This window comes from Luteimonas chenhongjianii (assembly GCF_002327105.1).
GTDB classification, from domain to species: domain Bacteria; phylum Pseudomonadota; class Gammaproteobacteria; order Xanthomonadales; family Xanthomonadaceae; genus Luteimonas; species Luteimonas chenhongjianii.
Window position 1 is genome coordinate 2,790,174 of sequence record NZ_CP023406.1, and the last position, 19,725, is coordinate 2,809,898.

Below are 19,725 nucleotides of genomic sequence, written 5' to 3' on the forward strand. Positions count from 1 at the left end.
CACGCGGCGGCGGTGCCGGAGGGCGCGCGTATCCGGAACGCGGTTCCCGCCAGCAGTAGTGTGCCCGGCAGCGTCACCGGGCTCAGGGACGTAAGCGACCTGGCAACGGGCCCTAGCGGCAAGCCGCCTGTACCCGCGGAACCTGCCGACACCCCGCTGCCGCTGGAGGTCATCCGACAACAGGAGTCACCGCAGCATTGGGCGGTCCTGCTCTGGCTGCGCGCGAGCCACCGGGGACGCCGCGGCGGCAATCCGCACCCACCACGGGCGCTCAACGCGCTCGACTTCAGCCGCGCCCACGGTCTTTGGCCGAAAGGCGGCCCGCGAGCGACCAGTCCCCCGATCTGCTCGCGCCGGCTTCGGCGGGACGTCGGTCGTGATCATCGACATCGCCGCCACGCGGCTCTGTATCGACGCCGCCGCCAGCGCGTTGCAGACCCGGTCTCGCTGCGCACGCAACAGAAAGACGGAAGCAGCCGACGTTTCGAAGGCCATGATGATCTGCGCCCCCCGCAATAGCCGACGGCGCCAGCGAGGTGCAGCGCGTGTTGCCCTCACCGATCGGCGGGCTGTTGTCTTCGCTCCCCGATCGAGGGCGCCCGAGCCCGCACAGCCTGGGAATACAGGGGACCCGCCGGCGGGGCGCGCCTGAGACGTGAGGCAAGAAGTTGTGGTCCCGCGGAGAAGCAGGCGACCGCGCTGACGCGCAATTCCCGTAGTGCACCTGTACTTACGCCACCATCGGCACCCGCCGATGGCCCTCGCTTCTTCGGGCCCGAGGGGGCTCGCGGATGCTCCCGCGATGCGGAAGACGCTTTACTTCACTTCTTGGGCTGCAGCATCGTCCCGGTGCATGTCTTCGAACCACAGCGGCAGCCCCAGAGCTTCTTCAGTTTCGGGGTATGACGCTCGGCCAGGGTGATGCCGTAGTTGTAGGTCAGCTCCTCGCCGGGCGCGATGTCTCGGATCGCCTCGATGAACACCTTGTCCCTGTCGCGCCGGCCCTTGGCGTCTTCTTCGACCACCGCCTCGCAGTTCGGCTCGCAGCTGTGGTTGATCCAGCGCGCGACGTTGGCCTTGACGTTGGCGTCGATCACGTACTCGTCGTTGAGCGTGAACAGAAAGGTGTGCCCGTCCTCGTCGACATCGCCATATTCCTCGTCGACATCGTCATGGGTGCGCAGGAAGCCCTTGTAGCGGATGATCCGCTCGCCCTTGGCGAAGGCTCCCGTCGCAAACACACCATTGCCATGGATGCTGGAGAGGCGCGCCTCGATCTTCTTCGGCGGCTTGGACTTGGACTTGGACTTGTTCGGCATCGCAGGATCCGCGTCAGGGTTGCGGCGCATTGTGGACAACATCGCCACGGCCCGCCACTGCGCCACGTGCTGAACACCTGCAAGGCCGCTGCGTTGAGCGGGGCGCCGCAAAAGCGTACAATTTTGGTCCGCTTTGATCCGCCACCGGTCGCCTCCCCTCATCGTGCTTCGCGTCACCAAACTCACCGACTACGCAACCGTCGTACTGACCGTGCTCGCCGCCCGCCCGCAGGCGGTGATGAGTGCGACCGAGCTTGCCGAACATTCGGGACTCGAGGCGCCGACGGTCAGCAAGCTGCTCAAACCGCTGGCACAAGCCGGCCTGGTCGAGGGCTTCCGCGGCGCCACCGGCGGTTACCGGCTCGCCCGCGATGCCGCCCGCATCACGCTCGTCGAGATCGTCGAGGCCATGGAAGGGCCACTGGCGATCACCGAGTGCAGCCTCCACGACGGCCATTGCGGCATTTCCGAGCAGTGCGGCGTCAGCGGCAACTGGCGACGCATCAACGACGTGGTGGCCGATGCGCTGCGCGCCGTGACCCTGGCGCAGATGCTCGACGAATCATCGCGTCCGCACTCCATTTCCACCGCCGGCGGGGCCAAGCGCATCGACGCCCGCCTCGCCCGCACCTAGACAGTAGGCAGCCCCCATGGCCACCGACATCATCGAAGCACCTGCAAGCAACCGCGAAATCCACGAGCAGCTCGGCCGTCGCTACGACGCCGGCTTCGTCACCGACATCGAGTCCGACAGCTTCCCGCCCGGCCTCGACGAGGACGTCGTCCGCGCTCTTTCGGCGAAGAAGGAAGAGCCGCAGTGGATGACCGACTGGCGCGTCGCCGCGTACCGGCACTGGCTGACCATGCCGGTCCCGCACTGGGCGAAGCTCTCGATCGCGCCGATCGATTTCCAGTCGGTCAGCTACTACTCCGCGCCCAAGGCCAAGTACGCCTCGCTCGACGACGTGCCCAAGGAGCTGCTCGACACGTACGACAAACTGGGCGTACCGCTGCACGAACGTGCGCGGCTGGCCGGGGTCGCGGTGGACGCGGTGTTCGACTCGGTCTCCGTCGGCACCACCTTCAAGAAGGAGCTGGCCGAGAAGGGCATCATCTTCTGCTCGATGTCCGAGGCGATCCAGGAACACCCAGACCTCGTCAAGCAGTACCTCGGCAGCGTGGTGCCGGTGGGCGACAACTACTTCGCCGCGCTCAACTCGGCGGTGTTCTCCGACGGCAGCTTCGTGTTCATTCCCAAGGGCGTGCGCTGCCCGATGGAACTGTCCACCTATTTCCGCATCAACGCCGGCCACACCGGCCAGTTCGAACGCACGCTGGTGATCTGCGAGGACAAGGCCTATGTGTCCTACCTCGAAGGCTGCACCGCGCCGATGCGCGACGAGAACCAGCTGCATGCGGCGGTCGTCGAGCTGGTCGCGCTGGAAGACGCCGAGATCAAGTATTCGACGGTGCAGAACTGGTACCCGGGCGACGAAAACGGCAAAGGCGGCATCTACAACTTCGTGACCAAGCGCGCGGAGTGCCGTGGCGATCGCAGCAAGGTGGTCTGGGCCCAGGTCGAGACCGGTTCGGCGATCACCTGGAAGTATCCGTCCTGCGTGCTGCTGGGTGACGACTCCTCGGGCGAATTCCATTCGGTCGCGCTGACCCACCACCGCCAACAGGCCGACACCGGCACCAAGATGATCCACGTCGGCAAGCGCACCAAGTCGAAGATCGTCAGCAAGGGCATCAGCGCCGGTCGTGGCCAGAACACCTATCGCGGCCTGGTCCGGATCGGCGCCGGCGCCGAAGGCGCGCGCAACTACACCCAGTGCGATTCGCTGCTGATCGGCAAGGAGTGCGGCGCGCACACCTTCCCCTACATCGAGGTCAAGCATCCCGGTGCAACGGTGGAGCACGAAGCCACGACGTCGAAGATCAGCGACGACCAGATGTTCTACTGCCGCGCACGTGGCATCAGCGAGGAAGACGCGGTCAGCCTGATCGTCGACGGCTTCTGCAAGCAGGTGTTCCGCGAACTGCCGATGGAATTCGCGGTCGAGGCCAAGAAGCTGCTCGACGTGTCGCTGGAAGGCTCGGTCGGCTGATCCCGCCGGCCGGGCGGCGCGTGGTCGCGTCCGCCCACCCTGCTCCCCTTTTCATATTTCCGAATCCCGCATCCCATGCTCAATATCGACAACCTCCACGCCTCCATCAACGAGCGCGAAATCCTCAAGGGCCTCTCGCTGCATGTGAAGCCCGGCGAAGTGCACGCGATCATGGGGCCGAACGGCGCCGGCAAGTCCACGCTCGGCAACATCCTGTCGGGTCGTGACGGGTACGAAGTCACTGCCGGCAATGTGTCGTTCGAAGGCGACGACCTGCTGGCGCTGGAGCCCGAGGAGCGGGCCGCTGCCGGCGTGTTCCTGGCGTTCCAGTATCCGGTCGAAATTCCGGGCGTGAACAACACCTATTTCCTGCGCAGCGCGCTCAATGCGCAGCGCAAGGCTCGCGGCGAGGAAGAACTCGATTCGATGCAGTTCCTCAAGCTGGTCCGCCAGAAGCTGGCCGTGCTGCACCTCGACGACCGCCTGCTGCACCGTGGCGTCAACGAGGGATTCTCGGGCGGCGAGAAGAAGCGCAACGAGATTTTCCAGCTGGCCGTTCTCGAACCGAAGCTGGCAATCCTCGACGAAACCGATTCGGGTCTCGACATCGACGCGCTCAAGAGCGTCGCCGACGGCGTCAACGCGCTGCGCTCGCCCGACCGCGCCTTCATCGTGATCACCCACTACCAGCGCCTGCTCGACTACATCAAGCCCGACGTGGTCCACGTGCTCGCCGATGGCCGCATCGTGCAGAGCGGCGGTCCGGAACTGGCGCTGCAGCTCGAGGCCCAGGGTTATGCCTGGATCAAGGATCGCGTTGCCCCGGAGACCGTTGCCTGATGAGCGCGCTGCTCGACTCCCTCGCTGCCGGCTTCGACGGCGATGCCACTCGTCGCGCCGCACTCGATGCCGCGCTTGCGACCGGCCTGCCCGGACCGCGCAGCGAATCGTGGAAATACACCTCGCTTCGGGCGCTCGAACGCCGGAGCTTCGGCGCTGCGACCGGCGGGTTCATGGTGGATACGGCGCTGCTCGCCGACATTCCCGCGCCGCGCATCGTGTTCGTCAACGGTGGATATTCCGACGCACTGTCCGACACTGCGCCCATCCCCGGCCTGACGATCGGCCGCACCGGCGCGGTCGCCTCCCTGCCGTTGATCGAGGACCGTGGCGATGCGGTGTTTGCCCGCCTCAATGCCGCGCTGGCCGATGACGGCATCTCGCTCACCGTCGCCGACGGCGCGCAGGTCGAGCGCCCTGTGCACCTGGTGTTCGTTGGCGCGCCGGCGGATGGCGATCTCGCCTGGCACCTGCGCCATCACATCGCACTGGGCGCGGACGCATCGCTGACCCTGGTCGAACATCACATCGACGCCGCCGCGCACCGCCATCTCGACAACAGCGTGATGTCGCTGCGTCTCGCCGACCGCGCGGCGCTGCGCCATGTCCGCCTGCAACAGCGCGACGCCGGTGCGACGAGCTTTCTGCGCACCGATGCCGAGCTCCAGGCCGCCTCGGCCTATACCCGGGTCGACGTCGAAGCGGGCGGCGCGCTGTCGCGCCATGAGCTCGACGTGCGCCTGCTCGGCAAGGCCGCCTCGCTGACCGCCAACGGCGTGCTGCTGGCCGGCGGTCGCGCCCATGTCGATACGCGCCTGGGCATCCGCCACGTGGCCCGCGACACATCCTGCGAACTCAAGTGGCGCGGCATCGGGGACCAGCGTGGCCGCGTGGTGTTCCATGGCGGCATTACCATCGATGCGGGGGCCGACGGCGCCGACGCCCGCCTGTCGAACAAGAACCTGCTGCTGTCGCCCACCGCCGAGATCGACACCCAGCCAGTGCTGGTGATCCATGCCGACGAAGTACAGGCCGCGCATGGCGCAACCGTGGGCCAGCTGGACCCCGGCGCGCTGTTCTACCTGCGCTCGCGCGGCCTGCCTGCGCCCGAGGCCCGGCGCCTGCTGACCACTGCCTTCGTGCGCGAGCCATTGGCGGCGATCGCCATGCCGGAACTGCGCGCGCAGGCCGAAGCCGGCCTCGACCGCGCCCTGGCCGCGCTCGCCCGCGCATGAGCCCTGTGCCGCCGGTGATGCCGCCATTCGACGCGCCCAGCGTGGCGCAACACGACGGCGCGGTGGACTGGGCTGCCGTGCGCGCGGATTTCCCGCTGTTGCTGCGCGAGGTCCACGGCAAGCCGCTGATCTATCTCGACAACGCCAATACCGGGCAGAAGCCGGCGTCGGTGATCGAGGCGGTCGACGGGTATTACCGGCGGCAGAACGCCAACGTCAGCCGTGCCGTCCACCAGCTCGGCACCGAGGCCACGGAAGCCTACGAGGGCACGCGTGGCAAGCTCGCCCGCTTCCTCAATGTGCGCGCCGACGAACTGGTGCTGTGCAGCGGCACCACGTTCGCGATCAACCTTGTCGCCTATTCCTGGGCGCTGCCACGCCTGGGGCCCGGCGACACCATCCTGGTGTCGCGGATGGAGCACCACGCCAACATCGTGCCCTGGCGGCTGGTGGCCGACCGCACCGGGGCCACCGTGCGTGTGGCGGAGATCCTCGACGACGGCACGCTCGACCTGGATGCGCTTCGGCGCGCGATGACGCCCGACGTCAAGCTGCTTGCGCTGACCCATGTCTCCAACGTGCTCGGCACGGTGAACCCGGTGCGGGAGATCTGCCGCGAGGCGCGCAGGCGCGGTGTCGTCACCGTCATCGACGGCTCCCAGGCAGTCCCGCACATGCGCGTCGACATCGCCGCGCTGGGTTGCGACTTCTACGCCTTCACCGGCCACAAGATGTGCGGACCGACCGGCACCGGGGCGCTGTGGGCGCGGCGCGAACATCTCGAGGCGATGCCGCCGTTCCTCGGCGGCGGCGAGATGATCCGCGAAGTCAGTTTCGAGCGGATCGTCTACAACGACCCGCCGCACCGGTTCGAGGCCGGCACACCGAACATCGCCGGCTTCGTGGGCCTGGGCGCGGCGGTCGATTACCTCGAGCGGTTGGGGCCCGAGCAGGTCGAACGCCGCGAAGGCGAACTGCTCGCGCACCTGACCGAGTCGCTGTCGCAGGTGGACGGCCTGCGCATCCTCGGCAACGCACCGCGCAAGGCGGCGGTGGTGTCGTTCCTGCTCGAGGGCGCGCACGCCCATGACCTGGCGACGCTGCTGGACCTCGAAGGCGTCGCGATCCGCTCCGGCCAGCATTGCGCGCATCCGTTGCTGCAGTTCTATGGCGTGGCCGCGACCTGCCGCGTCTCGCCAGCGTTCTACAACACGCATGACGAGATCGACACCTTCGTCGCCGCCCTGCTCAAGGTGCGACGCCTGCTGGGTTGAAACGCGGCCCTGGCGTGCGTGGCGGATCGTCCGCGCGCCAATCTCCGCGCAGCCGCCTCCACGGGCGCCCTCGCAGCCGCGACCATCTCGGGTTGCCGCCAGAGCGGACCCGGCCGCGATGAAGCGGGCCGCGAATCGCATGCATCCCTGCATCGCGGGATAATGCGCGCCTCCGAACTTCCCGTGCTCCCATGCCCGCACCCGTTTTCCGTATCGCCACGGCGGCCGATATCCCGGCCCTCGTCGCCCTGGTGACCTCGGCCTACCGTGGCGACAGCAGCCGCGCCGGCTGGACCACCGAGGCGGACCTTCTCGACGGCGCACGGATCGATCCCGAACTGCTGCGGGCCGATATCGCCCGACACGACAGCCAGGTCGTCGTGATCGACGGCGAAGCAGGTCGCCTGCTCGCCTGTGCCCACGTGGCAATCGAGGACGGCGACGGCTACTTCGGCATGTTCGCCGTCGACCCCGCGCTGCAGGGCCGCGGCACCGGAGATGCACTGCTCGCCGAATGCGAGCGCATCGCTCGCGAGCAGTGGCACCTGCCCGGCATGCGCATGACGGTGATCGACCTGCGCGAGTCGCTGATCGCGTGGTACGCGCGTCGCGGCTACCGGCGCACCGGAGTCCACAAGCCGTTTCCCTACGGAGACATCCGCTTCGGCCGGCCGAAGCGCGACGATCTGCGCTTCGAGGTGCTCGACAAACGATTCCGGAGCGAACCATGAGCGAGACCTGGACCTACATCTGTGCGACCGGCGAACTGCTGCCGGGCGAGATGCGCAGCGGATTCGACGAAGTGACCGGCGCGCCGATTGTGGTCTTCAACCACGACGGCGAGCTTTACGCGCTCGAGGACCAGTGCAGCCACGAAGACTTCGCGTTGTCGGGCGGCGGCGCATTCGACCCCGAAGCCGCCACGATCGAGTGCGTGCTGCACGGCGCCAGGTTCGACATCCGCGACGGACGCGCGCTCTGCGCGCCCGCGTACGAGCCGGTGGCCAAGTTTCCCACCCGGATCGAACACGGCGGGGTCTGGGCGCGCGACGACCGGGACTGAAGCGCGTCGGTGGAATAGTTCTCGTTTGATGTCGAGAATCATTCTCGGTTAGAATTCCTGCCGGGCATTTCGCCCGGTCGGAACTACGCGCCGCATGCCAACCGCGCACCGCCTCAACAGACCGCGTACAGCCGCGATGCGGACACGCCATGCGTGGCTGCACCGGCTCTGCGACAGCCTTCAAGCTGAAGGCGCCAGTCCGGTCGCATGCCTTCAGTGCTCTCTGCCGAAGCCTTGTCCCAACCATGGCAGCTGTTGCTTCAGCGCGGAGGCCGCGTGTCCGTACACCGGCACCTTCGAACAGCCCGCTGCCCGTCGACATCACCCTGCGCCCAGCATCGGGGCTTGCCGCGGAAGCACAGCTCACGGCCCCGCGGCCATTGCCGACCTCTTGCCTGTCCGCGACGCCGACCCCGCAGTGGGCCGGTGCGGCGTCGCCATGAGCTTCTTTACCGACGCGGCCCGGATCGATCGACCCGCACTTCCCACCCACGGAGCGATCCCCCGGCTCCGCGCCTCCCTTCAACCCGGCCAGCCGACGCCCGCCGCGTAACGATATTTTTCTCGAGATCCCCATGAACCGTTTCCCGTTCCGTCGTCCGCTCGCCGTCGCCCTGCTCGCCGTGATCTCTACGCCCGTCTTTGCGGATGCGGCGGACGCTTCCGCGCCAACCGATTTCGACACCATCGTCGTCACTGCCGCCGGCTTCGAGCAGAAGCTCACCGATGCACCGGCCAGCATCAGCGTGATTACCCAGGAAGACCTGGCCAGCCGTCCCTACATGACACTGCTGGACGCGGTGCGCGACATTGAAGGCGTCGATGTGGGCGAGACCCGGGACAAGACCGGCCAAGGCTCGGTCTCGATGCGCGGCATGGGTCCGGACTACACGCTGATCCTGATCGACGGCAAGCGCCAGAACAATCACGGCGACATCTATCCCAACAACTTCGGTGGCAACCAGTTCAACCACATCCCGCCGCTGGACGCGATCGAGCGGATCGAGGTCATCCGCGGCCCCGCATCCACACTCTACGGTGCCGACGCGATGGGTGGCGTCATCAACATCATCACCCGGAAGGTGCTCGATGCCTGGCACGGCTCGGCCACGGTCGGCCGCTCGTTCGAGGACAGCGAGTTCGGCGACGACAGCACCGTGGACGCCTTCGTCACCGGCCCGCTCGCGCCCGGCGTACTGAACCTCAGCGCGCGCGCCAGCTGGTACGAACGCGATGCGTCGAATCCCACCTATGCGCCCGTCCTCGATCCCGAAGGCGTGGAGCACAGCCGCCCGCTGGGCTTCGGCGGTGGCGGCAAGACCGTCGACAACACCAACAAGGCCGGCGGCCTCACCCTCGTCTGGACGCCGACCGAAAGCCAGAGCCTGACCCTGGACTACGACACCTCCCGCCAGGAATACGACAACGCCTTCAGGATCAACGACGCTGGCGTCGAGGAATATCCGGTCGGCACGGTCGACAACATCAACAGCATCTTCAGTGCCGGCAACTTCTGTCTCGGCGCCACGGGCGCCAATGCCACCGCCTGTCGCGGCAATGGCGGCACCTGGGCGCGCCGTGCCAATCCGCGCGTCGGCTATGGCGCGGTGCAGAAGTTCACCCGCGATGCCTGGTCACTGACCCACGAGGGGCGTTGGGACTTCGGCAACAGTTTCGTGTCACTGGCCCACGTGGCCACCAACAACGACGGCCGCACCATGCCGTTCACCGTGGAGGAACGCGCGCAGTTGCTGGAGATGATCGACGGCACCGGTCCCTATGCGGGCCTGCCGTTGGCGGAGCGCCGCGCACTAGCGGAATCCGCGTTCCTGCCGCGCCCCAAGCGCACGCTCGAGAGTGCGCAGTACACGCTCGACGCCAAGCTCGACATGCCCTTCAAGCTGGCCGGCGACCACACCGCCGTGGTCGGCGCGCAGGTGATCCGGGGCGAGCTGACCGACGGCATCTTCGGCATCGAGAGCGGCACGCCCGGGATGAAGCAGGAACACGACATGTACTCGGTCTTCGCCGAGGACACGTGGTATGTGACCACGCCGTTCGCGCTGACCGCCGGCCTGCGCTGGGACGATCACCAGGTCTTCGGCAACCACCTCAGTCCGCGCCTGTACGGCGTTTACACGGTGAGCCCGAGTTGGACGGTCAAGGGCGGCGTCAGCACCGGCTTCAAGACACCCAAGACCACCCAGCTCTACGACGGCGTGACCGGCTTCGGCGGACAGGGCACCCAGCCGCTGTTCGGCAACCCCGACCTGCAGCCCGAGACCAGCACCAGCACCGAAGTGGCCGTGTACTGGCAGAGCCCGGCGGGCCACAACTTCAACCTCACCCTGTTCCGGAACGAGTTCGAGGACAAGATCACGTCACAGGCCTGTGGGCCGGGCACCACGCTCGCCTGCACGAGCGCGGGCGAATACGCCGACATCGGCTATGCCTCGAGCAACAGGACCGTCAATCTCGACGAGGTGGTGATCCAGGGCGCCGAAGTGGCGGGGCGCTGGCAGATCAGTGAGACCTTCGCTTTTCGCGCCAACTACACCTTCACCGACAGCGAGCAGAAGAGTGGAAGCGAGATCGGCCTTCCGCTGGGCAACAGTGCGCGGCACATGGCCAACGCGACGCTCGACTGGCAGGCCAGCGAGCGGTTGAGCATGTTCCTGACCGCCGAGGCCCGCTCCAAGCGCTACTTCGCCCTGCATACGATCACCCAGGAGCCCCTCTACTACCGCGACTACGAGGTGCTGCACCTGGGCGCGTCCTTCAAGCTCAACGAACACGTCACCCTCAACGGCCGCATCAACAACCTGCTCGACCGGGATTTCACGACCTACGACACCCAGTTCCGTGAACTGGACAACACACCCGGCTATGACGGCACCAACGAGATCCTGTATTTCGACCACTACAACAACAAGGACAAGGCCCGCGGTCTCTGGCTGAGCGTGAACCTGCGCTTCTGAGTGCAATCGCCTGCAGAGGCGGGAGGAGCGGGGGAAGCGACGTACCGCCCCCGCTCCACACCGGCCGGAACGGAACGGTCCGCCAGCAGGCAACGGGAGCGGCGCGAGACCGGTCGATCGCCGAGCGGATATCGGCTCGGTCAAGGCAGCGCGGCGCCGCGTGCCGGTGTCGGCGCCCGGCGGACATTGCAGCCGCAGCCCGCTCAGTCCCCGGGCCGGGCGTGCCTGGACGAGTTGGTGAAGACGTAAGCCACTATCGCCTCGGGCCCCCAGTCCGCGAAAAGGCCTGGGGCCAGTTGACCAACGTATGCCCGGGCTACGCCGTTCCAGGAAGACTTCAAGCCGGCTGCCCAAGATGGTTCCTGCTTTGGTTCTCCAACAGTGGCCGGACATCCGGCAGCTGCCATTGGGAGCCCTCCCCGGCTCAGGCAACGGGCAGGCGCGGTAGGCCGCAGGCAGCATCGGGCACTGCTCGGCCCGGAGTTCCGGAGTTCCGGAGTTCCGGAGTTCCGGAGTTCCGGAGTTCCGGAGTTCCGGAGTAGAGGCTCCGCGCGGCGGCACCGCGAAATGCGACCGTACCAGCAGCCATTCCGGGGCCGAGGTGGCCGAGCGGCCATCTCCGCAGGATGTCCGCGGCTCCAGACGTTCGAGGGAAACGCCACCTACCTTTCCCCCCGCTGATACGGCGCCAGGCCCACTACCTTGAGCAGCCCGGCTGATCGCTCTTCAAACCGGGCAGGGATCACGCCCGTGTCGCATCACTGAACTTCCCAAGTAGCAGCGAGCCCCCACCATCGAGCACATAACGGCTGCGCAGCTCGGATGCGCGCAACAGCAACGTATCACCGCGCTCGAGCGGTGGCAGCGCGGTCCTCGCCAGACACGCCTGCCCGGCCAGCACGTGCACAAGCCAACAGTCTCCGGGATCGACGAAAACCAGCATCGTGCCGACGAGCGGGCGCAACCAGGTCGCCGCCTCGACGAGGTCGGGGCGCCACATCAGGTTGAGCGCGCTGACACCCGGGCCGACGGGCTCGCCCTGCAGCCCGCGCGCTCCCGAAAAACGCAAGCGTGCGTACGGTGGCTCCAGGTCTACGACCTCGCCATCATCGAACCGCAGCCTCAGCCCATCGCCGCTCAGCAACATCTGTTCGCGCTCGGCGCCGTCGAATCGCGAGAACGCGGCAGCCTGTCCGATCTCCGCGATCGAGATCCGCCAACGCCAGCCACCGCCATCCGAAGCCGGCTCCGCGTGGATTTCCCGCGTCCAGCCGAGGTCGTTGCGCCAACGCACGCGCCGGGCCTCGTTCGCGGGCAAAAACTGGATGTCAGCTGGTGCGCTCATCCCGGCAGTCTAGATCGGTATGCCCAAGGAGCATCCATCCACCTGCCCACGGTCTGCAGGGCACAAGCGCTCACGCATGGCGATCGGCTTTCCAGCCCCTGGCCCGGGACATGCACCGCCAGGTTTTCATCTGCCCACAAAGGGTCGCCCGCGTTCGCATCCAATGCGAGGCGGGCGACGATTACGTCCCTGTAACGGCATCCTGCCGGTCCCGTGGAGCATCCTGCTCCTCGACTGCCGCCAGCACTCCATGTGCGGGCGGCAGCGATGGGGCAAGTCAGCGCAGTGGCGCTGCCCCCTTGTTCGCTGCGGCGGCAGCCGCAGGTGCCGCAGGCTTCGGTCGGGCAGCTGCCGGGCGGGCCGCAGCTGCACCGACTTCGATGCGATCGACGTTCTGCTCCACCGTCCTCATCCCGATCCCCTTCACCATCGCCAGCTGTTCGGCGCTCTTGAAAGGACCGTTCTCGTTCCGGTAAGCAACGATGGCCTCGGCCTTCGCCTGTCCTACGTTGTGGAGCGCCCGCGCCAGCGTTGCCGCATCGGCGGTGTTGATGTTGACCTTCTGGGTGTCGTTGGCGAATGCGGTGCCTGCAAGCAGCAGCGACAGGCACAGCGACACAAACATGGCCCGAATCGACTTCATGTCTAACTCCTTGGTATTGGGTGGAATCCATTCCCGACCGGCGATGCTGCGTCCTTGCCGGTACTGCCAGTCTTCCCAACACCAGGCGGACAGGATATCCGCCGCGCGGTTGGCCACTAACCAGCCAATTGCCCGCAGTGGCGTAGGAAAAATCCTACAAAGTTCCTGCGCGCTAGAATTGGACAACCCACGCAACCGGAGTCTCCCCCATGGACACCCGCCAGGCCGACCGCTTCGTCGGCGCCAAATGGGACGATGACATCGTCCCCCAGCTCGTCGAATACATCCGGATCCCCAACAAGTCGCCGATGTTCGACGCCGACTGGGTCGCGAACGGACATATGGAGCGCGCCGTCGAGCTGATGTCCGACTGGGCGCGGGCGCAGGCGATTGCGGGCATGTCCCTTGAAGTCGTGCGCCTTGAGGGCCGCACTCCGGTGATCTTCATCGAGATCCCGGCCGCGAACGGTGGCAGCGACGACGATTGCGTGCTGCTGTACGGACACCTCGACAAGCAGCCGGAAATGACCGGCTGGGATGACGACCTGGGCCCCTGGAAGCCGGTCCTGCGCGACGGCAAGCTATATGGCCGCGGCGGCGCCGACGACGGCTATGCGATCTATGGCTCGCTCACCGCGATCCTCGCGCTGCACGAGCAGGGCCTGCCGCACGCGCGCTGCGTGGTGCTGATCGAGGCGTGCGAGGAATCGGGCAGCTACGACCTTCCCGCATACGTGGACCATCTCGCCGAACGCATCGGCAAGCCGTCGCTGGTCGTCTGCCTGGACTCGGGTTGCGGCAACTACGACCAGCTGTGGTGCACCACGTCACTGCGCGGGCTCACGGGCGGCAATCTTTCGGTCAAGGTGCTCGACGAAGGGGTGCATTCGGGCGACGCGTCGGGTGTCGTGCCGTCGAGCTTCCGACTGCTGCGACAGTTGCTCTCGCGCATCGAAGACGAACGCAGCGGCCGCATCCTCCTGGAAGGACTGCACGCCGAGATTCCGGCCGAACGCCTCGAACAAGCGCGCCGCGTGGCCGACGTGCTCGATGTTGCGGTCTACGACAAGTTCCCGATGACGGGCGCGCTCCGCCCGATGTTTCCCCAGGACGCCGACGAAAAACCCAGCGAAGACCTGTCCGAACTCGTTCTCAACCGCACTTGGCGGCCGGCATTGTCGGTCACCGGGATCGACGGCATGCCGCCCTTGCAGTCTGCGGGCAACGTGTTGCGTCCGCATACCGCGGTCAAGCTGTCGCTGCGACTGCCCCCGACCGTCGACGGGAAGCGTGCTGGCGAATTGCTGCAGCAGGCGCTGCTCGCAGACCCGCCCAACGGGGCCACGGTCACCCTGGTGCTGGAGAAGGCCGCCACCGGATGGAACGCGCCGACGATGTCGCCATGGCTCACCCGGGCCATCGAAGATGCCAGCCAGGCGTTCTTCCACAAGCCCGCGATGTACATGGGCGAAGGCGGCTCGATCCCGTTCATGGGCATGCTGGGAGAGAAATTCCCGGGTGCGCAGTTCATGATCACCGGGGTGCTCGGACCGCATTCCAACGCGCATGGTCCCAACGAGTTCCTGCATATCGAGATGGGCAAGCGCGTCACCAGCTGCGTGGCGAAAGTGATCGCCGACCATCACCACGCCGGCCAGCGCGGAGAAACCCGTGGCATCGCGGTCTCCGCCGACAGTGGCACGCGACACGGCGACCACGGCTGCTGCTGAAGTCAGACGGGCCGGCGCCGGCCCGTCCACGGTCGCCAGAAAAAACCGAACTCAGTGAGAGGCAGCGAGGTAGTCGAGGACCTGCTCTGCGAGTACATCAGGATCGTGCAGCATCGCGTCCAGCCTGATGTCAGGTGTATCCGGCGCTTCATAAGGCGCATCCACCCCGGTGAAGTTCGGAAGCTCACCGCGACGCGCCTTGGCGTAAAGACCCTTCGGATCACGGCGCTCGGCCTCGGCGAGCGGCGCATCCACGAACACTTCCACGAAGTCGCCCGGATCGAACAGGCTTCGCGCCGCCGCGCGCTCCGCGCGATAGGGCGAGATGAAGCTGACGAGGACGATCAGGCCGGCGTCGGTCATCATCCGCGCGACTTCGGCGACACGCCGAAGGTTCTCCACTCGATCAGCCTCCGTGAAGCCGAGGTCGCGGTTGAGCCCATGCCGCACGTTGTCGCCGTCAAGCAGATAGGTATGAAGGCCTCGAGCATGCAGGGCGCGCTCGACCCGGTTTGCCACGGTCGATTTACCGGCGCCCGACAAGCCGGTGAACCAGATGCATCGAGGACGCTGCCCCTTCATTCGAGCGCGGGCGGCCCGATCGACATCAAGCACCTGCCAATGCAAGTTGTCTGCGCGACGCAGGCCGTGCCGGATCATTCCGGCACCCAAGGTCGCGAAGGACACTGGATCTACAAGAATGAACGCACCGAGGACCCGGCTTTTCGAGTAAGCGGAGAACGCGAAAGGCGTATCCAGGGCAAGCGTGACGCGACCGATACCATTGGCCTCCAGGCGCTTCTCCGCGAGCGGTTGCAGGGTGACGGGATCGAAGCGAGATTTCAGCTCCCCTATCCTTGCGCCGCCGGTCCTGCCCGCACTGCGGAACAGGTATCGCCTGCCGGCTACGAGCGGAGCATCGGCGAACCACAGTACATCGGCTTCCAGTTGATCACTGAACTCCACCTGCGCGTTGTCCGCGACGAGCACATCCCCCCGGCCCGCGTCGATCTCCTCGTCAAACCGGACGCTGATCGCACTGCCTGATTTGGCGCTCTCCACCTCTGATCCGGCATCCAGAATCCCGGCGATCGAGACATCGCGCCCCCCAGGCGCGACGGAGAGACGTTGACCACGCGTTACTTCCTTTCCTTGCCAAGTCCCGGCATACCATCGCGCTCCGTCCGGGCCCCGGCTGAGGAGCTGGATCGGGAGGCAATCGACTTCGTCAGCACGTGACGGCTCGGGCAGGTCTTCGATTGTTTGAAGGACCGTCGGGCCGTCATACCAGGCAAGTCGAGCCGACGACTCCGAAACATTGTCGCCATCGGCTGCCGCCACTGGAATCGCCGTTACATTCTCAAGGCCGAGAGCTTCACAGTGGACCCGGTACTTCTCAACGATCCCGCTGAAGAGATCCTGCCGGAAATCAACCCGATCCATCTTGTTCACCGCCAACACGATATTCCGCACTCCGAGAATCGAGGCGATCGCCGTGTGGCGAAGGGTCTGCAGCGAAAGTCCCTTCGCCGCATCGACCAGCAGGATCATGGCGTCCGCGGTCGATGCCCCGGTCGCCATATTGGGGGTGTATTCCACATGCCCGGGACAATCCGCAATGAGAAACCGCCGGCGGGATGTGCGCAGGTGTCTCCACGCAACATCGATCGTGATGCCCTGCTCCCGTTCGGCCGCCAGGCCATCCAGTAGAAGTGCGTAGTCAGGCTGCGACCCGCGCGTGCCGTGTTTTGCGCTCGCCGCCTGCAGCGCAGCCAACTCGTCATCCGGCACATTCTCCGCCGCGTAGAGCAAACGGCCTATCAGGGTGCTCTTGCCGTCGTCGACGCTTCCACAGGCGACAATCCGCAAAGTTTTACCGACCATCAGAAATACCCAGCACGCTTTTTCTCTTCCATACCGGCACCATCCACATGATCGATCGCGCGGCCCGCGCGTTCCGAGAGCCGCCCGCTTTCCATTTCCATAAGGATCTGATCGACATTCTCCGCCGACGACTCCACGGCGCCCGTCAAGGGGTAGCACCCGAGCGTTCTGAAACGCACCCGACGCTCCCGGACCTCCTCCCCTGGCTGCAGCACGAAACGCGCATCATCTACCACAAGCAACATACCGCCCCGCTCCACCACTGGCCTGGGGGCGGAGAAATACAATGGGACCACCGGAATATTTTCCTGTCGGATATAGCGCCAGACGTCCCGCTCGGTCCAATTCGATAGTGGGAACACCCTCACGCTTTCGTCCTCTCGGACCTTTGCGTTATAGAGATTCCAGAGCTCGGGGCGCTGCCGACGCGGGTCCCAGCGCTGCTCGGAATCCCGAAACGAGAAAACACGTTCCTTGGCTCGCGACTTTTCTTCGTCACGCCTCGCCCCGCCAATCGCCGCGTCGTAACGGCCGGCCTCCAGCGCCTGCTTGAGCGCCAACGTCTTCATGATTTCGGTATGCAGTGCCGCTCCATGAGTCAGCGGCCCGACACCATCGCGAATGCCGTCCGGATTCGTATGTACGCGAAGCTCCAGACCGGTTTCGACAGCACGCTGGTCGCGGAATGCAATCATCTCGCGAAATTTCCAGAGCGTATCGATGTGCAACAGCGGAATCGCCGGAACTGCCGGCGCGAATGCTTTCAGCAGCAGATGCAGCAGTACCGAACTGTCTTTCCCGATCGAGTACAACATCACCGGGCGACGGCTTTCCATTGCGACTTCGCGCAGTATGTGGATGCTCTCCGCCTCCAGCTCCGCAAGATCATTTTCAACGGTCTGCATGACATCTCCGACACCCCGGACGGGCAGCCAATTGTCGTTGATCGACAAGGGGAGGGGCAACGCCGCGCCAACACGAAACACGAAACACGGCATCTTCGGCTGAAGCAGACGGACGCAGTCAACAGACCTCTTCGGATATCGCGAGTGCTTTTTCGCCCTCTGCCCGGCGAGAGGCTGGCTATGGGCACAGTAGTTGCTCAGGGACGACGCACGGCGTGTCGCCCTATCAGTGGGCCCACCTCCCGCCGGCTGCCGGAGACGACTGCCGACCCGTCGACTTGCTCGGAGGCTTTCAGCCGGAGGCGTCGACGGGCCGGACAGGGCGCGCGTCGCTTGCGCGGCGGCGCATGATCCAGTTGAACAGCGGCGTCGCCATCAGCGTGGTGACGATCGCCATCAGCACCAGAATCGAGAACAGCCCCTGCTCGATGACGCCGGCCTGCAGGCCGATGTTGATGAGGATCAACTCCATCAACCCACGTGCGTTCATCAGCGCACCGATTGCCTGGGCATCTCGCGGGCTCTCGCCCGCAAGCCGCGCTGCCGCCCAGCACGCCAGGCCCTTGCCCGCAAAGGAAGCGACGAGGATTACGGCTGCGGCCAGCAGCAGCTGCGGCGCCATCACCAGACCCAGGTCGGTCTTCAGGCCGGAAAAGGTGAAGAACATCGGCAGGAAGAACACCACCACGAAGGGCTGCAAGGTCTCGCGCACGCGATCGACCAAGGCGCCCTTGGGCATGCACGCGCCAAGCAGGAACCCACCGAACACCGCGTGGATGCCGATCGCGTCCATCATCCACGCGCTCAGGCAGAACAGGATCAGCATGACGGCGAGCATCGTTGCGCTCAGGGGGGCGTCCGGGCGGACCGCGCCTGCAAGGCGACGCAGCAGGCGTCGCCCGACCAGCAGCATGAACACCGCATAGGCAATGCCGCCCCCGATCGCCACCCAGGCGCTGTCCCAGCTCCCGCCAAAACTCGCCAGCACCACGGCGAGGATGCACCAGGCGGCCGCGTCGTCCACTGCGCCGGCAGTCAGGGCGAGCGTGCCGAGCGGACTACCGGCCAGGCCGCGCTCGTGGATGATCCGGGCAAGCATCGGGAAGGCGGTGATCGCGATTGCCGCGCCGAGGAACAAGGCCGCATCGGATTGCCTGACCGTGGCGGAAAACAGACCCGGCACATCCTGCAGCCACGGCGTGATCAGGAACGCGAGCGCGAACGGCACCGCGATGCCCGCCACCGACACCGAAAACGCGCCCCGGAAGCGGGAACGGAAATGATCGCTGCGGAATTCGGTTCCGACCAGGAACATGTACAGGCCCACGCCGAACTGCGCGAACACGTACAGCGTGTCGAGCGTCTGCGCGGGGAACAGTGCGGCCTGCACGCCGGGAAACAGCCAGCCGAGCAGCGAGGGTCCCAGGGTCACGCCGGCGATCATTTCGCCGACGACCTGCGGTTGCCCCAAGCGCTGGGCGAGCCGGCCGACAAGCCGGCAGACCAGCAGGATCACCGCGGCCTGCAGAAAGAAGAACACCGAGAGCTGGGCAGTGGGCATCGGAGGATTCCATCGCCGGAGCGGCGCGCCGGCGATGATGCGCCGGCGGCGGGCGCAGGTAAACAGTCCGGCGCCACGAACGCGAAAGGCCCGCTTGCGCGGGCCTTCGACGTTCTCGCAATGGTGGCCGGGGAGGGAATCGAACCCCCGACACGGGGATTTTCAATCCCCTGCTCTACCAACTGAGCTACCCGGCCACTGCGGAGGCGCATCATACGAGGCGCGCCCGCGAACGGCAACCGTTTTTCACAAAATCCGGGTCGGCGACCGATTGAGCGGTCGGTCACAAGCAGAAGTCCCGGGCTGGCGACGCGTTAACATCGACCCTTCCACCACACCGGAGCGCCGCGCATGAAACCGTGGAAACTGCTGACGATCCTGCTGATGGCCGCGGTGCTCACCGCCTGCGCGACCGGTCCACGCCGCGTCTCGGAGCCGGCCGCCAGCATCCAGCAGCTCAGCGTGGGCGCCGATGGTGCATGGGCGCTCGAACTGCGGCTGCAGAACTACAGCAGCATCCCGATGCGCTTCGAATCGGTACGCCTGGAGCTGTCGGTAGGCGGCGAATCCGCAGGTGTTCTCGAAATCGCTCCGGCACTGACGGTCGGCCCGGAATCGGCCGACATCGTCGAGGTCGCCCTGCAGCCGTCTGCGCAAGGCCGCCTGCAGGCCGCGGATGCGCTTGCCGCCGGCCGTCGCCTGACCTACCGCATCGAAGGCACGCTACGCGCGGCGCCCGACGATCGAGGCAGCGCCAGGGACTACAAGGTCCGCCACGAAAGTGCGCTCAGCCCCGTGCCCGGCCTTCCCGGCGTAATGCGCTGAGCAGCACCCGCA

Annotated in this window: 16 protein-coding genes, 1 tRNA gene and 1 pseudogene; 10 read left to right on the top strand and 8 right to left on the bottom strand. The window is 66.2% G+C overall.

From position 1 onward, the window contains the following. Window positions 1-186: 186 nt before the first annotated feature. Both CNR27_RS12630 and CNR27_RS12635 read right to left on the bottom strand, forming a co-directional pair. The gene (locus CNR27_RS12630; RefSeq protein WP_096299297.1) at window positions 187-495 is read right to left on the bottom strand and encodes a hypothetical protein; all 309 of its coding nucleotides are present in this window, start codon (window positions 493-495) and stop codon (window positions 187-189) included. A 326-nt stretch (window positions 496-821) separates the two neighbouring features. After that, a complete protein-coding gene (locus CNR27_RS12635; RefSeq protein WP_096299299.1) occupies window positions 822-1,319 on the bottom strand; it encodes an SET domain-containing protein in 498 nt (165 codons plus the stop codon). A gap of 163 nt (window positions 1,320-1,482) precedes the next feature. Between CNR27_RS12635 and CNR27_RS12640 the strand changes: the two genes are divergently transcribed. From CNR27_RS12640 to CNR27_RS12675, 8 genes are all read left to right on the top strand, one after another. Continuing rightward, a complete protein-coding gene (locus CNR27_RS12640) occupies window positions 1,483-1,953 on the top strand; it encodes an SUF system Fe-S cluster assembly regulator (RefSeq protein WP_096299301.1) in 471 nt (156 codons plus the stop codon). A 16-nt stretch (window positions 1,954-1,969) separates the two neighbouring features. Beyond that, window positions 1,970-3,430 carry a Fe-S cluster assembly protein SufB gene (sufB, locus tag CNR27_RS12645; RefSeq protein WP_096299303.1) on the top strand — a complete coding sequence of 487 codons (1,461 nt, stop codon included), beginning with the start codon at window positions 1,970-1,972 and terminating at the stop codon, window positions 3,428-3,430. A 75-nt stretch (window positions 3,431-3,505) separates the two neighbouring features. Then, window positions 3,506-4,270 (top strand): Fe-S cluster assembly ATPase SufC, encoded by a 765-nt coding sequence (sufC, locus tag CNR27_RS12650; protein WP_096299305.1) that lies wholly within the window; start codon window positions 3,506-3,508, stop codon window positions 4,268-4,270. Next, window positions 4,270-5,505: a Fe-S cluster assembly protein SufD gene (gene sufD, locus CNR27_RS12655; protein WP_096299306.1), complete on the top strand. Its 1,236-nt coding sequence runs from the start codon at window positions 4,270-4,272 to the stop codon at window positions 5,503-5,505. The genes sufC and sufD overlap by 1 nt, the downstream gene beginning before the upstream one ends. 17 nt (window positions 5,506-5,522) lie before the next feature. Then, window positions 5,523-6,779, top strand: coding sequence for a cysteine desulfurase (locus CNR27_RS12660; RefSeq protein ID WP_096299308.1), 1,257 nt, complete (start codon window positions 5,523-5,525; stop codon window positions 6,777-6,779). 191 nt (window positions 6,780-6,970) lie between these two features. Beyond that, on the top strand, window positions 6,971-7,510 hold the full coding sequence (locus CNR27_RS12665) for a GNAT family N-acetyltransferase (RefSeq protein WP_096299310.1): 540 nt from the start codon (window positions 6,971-6,973) through the stop codon (window positions 7,508-7,510). After that, the gene (locus CNR27_RS12670; protein WP_096299312.1) at window positions 7,507-7,842 is read left to right on the top strand and encodes a non-heme iron oxygenase ferredoxin subunit; all 336 of its coding nucleotides are present in this window, start codon (window positions 7,507-7,509) and stop codon (window positions 7,840-7,842) included. Before CNR27_RS12665 ends, CNR27_RS12670 begins: the two co-directional genes overlap by 4 nt. Before the next feature lie 575 nt (window positions 7,843-8,417). Beyond that, window positions 8,418-10,820: a TonB-dependent receptor domain-containing protein gene (locus tag CNR27_RS12675; protein ID WP_096299314.1), complete on the top strand. Its 2,403-nt coding sequence runs from the start codon at window positions 8,418-8,420 to the stop codon at window positions 10,818-10,820. Between the two features lie 742 nt (window positions 10,821-11,562). On the opposite strand, the gene CNR27_RS12680 is transcribed toward CNR27_RS12675, so the two are convergent. After that, complete coding sequence (locus CNR27_RS12680) at window positions 11,563-12,165, bottom strand: HutD/Ves family protein (protein ID WP_096299316.1); 603 nt, start codon at window positions 12,163-12,165, stop codon at window positions 11,563-11,565. Between the two features lie 277 nt (window positions 12,166-12,442). Continuing rightward, window positions 12,443-12,808: a ComEA family DNA-binding protein gene (locus tag CNR27_RS12685; RefSeq protein ID WP_096299317.1), complete on the bottom strand. Its 366-nt coding sequence runs from the start codon at window positions 12,806-12,808 to the stop codon at window positions 12,443-12,445. 209 nt (window positions 12,809-13,017) lie between these two features. Here CNR27_RS12685 and CNR27_RS12690 point away from each other — a divergent pair, with 209 nt between their 5' ends. Beyond that, complete coding sequence (locus tag CNR27_RS12690) at window positions 13,018-14,538, top strand: M20 family metallopeptidase (RefSeq protein ID WP_096299318.1); 1,521 nt, start codon at window positions 13,018-13,020, stop codon at window positions 14,536-14,538. A gap of 51 nt (window positions 14,539-14,589) precedes the next feature. Here CNR27_RS12690 and cysC read toward each other — a convergent pair. The 4 genes and pseudogenes from cysC to CNR27_RS12710 all read right to left on the bottom strand — a co-directional run. Continuing rightward, a pseudogene (gene cysC, locus CNR27_RS12695) lies at window positions 14,590-16,398 on the bottom strand (adenylyl-sulfate kinase); the annotation flags it as partial. Between the two features lie 23 nt (window positions 16,399-16,421). After that, on the bottom strand, window positions 16,422-17,327 hold the full coding sequence (cysD, locus tag CNR27_RS12700) for a sulfate adenylyltransferase subunit CysD (protein ID WP_096300639.1): 906 nt from the start codon (window positions 17,325-17,327) through the stop codon (window positions 16,422-16,424). Between the two features lie 292 nt (window positions 17,328-17,619). Further along, on the bottom strand, window positions 17,620-18,888 hold the full coding sequence (locus tag CNR27_RS12705; RefSeq protein WP_096299320.1) for a cation:proton antiporter: 1,269 nt from the start codon (window positions 18,886-18,888) through the stop codon (window positions 17,620-17,622). 121 nt (window positions 18,889-19,009) lie between these two features. Next, a tRNA-Phe gene (locus CNR27_RS12710) sits at window positions 19,010-19,085 on the bottom strand. Between the two features lie 154 nt (window positions 19,086-19,239). Between CNR27_RS12710 and CNR27_RS12715 the strand changes: the two genes are divergently transcribed. After that, window positions 19,240-19,713 (top strand): LEA/WHy family protein, encoded by a 474-nt coding sequence (locus CNR27_RS12715; RefSeq protein WP_096299321.1) that lies wholly within the window; start codon window positions 19,240-19,242, stop codon window positions 19,711-19,713. Window positions 19,714-19,725: the final 12 nt, after the last annotated feature.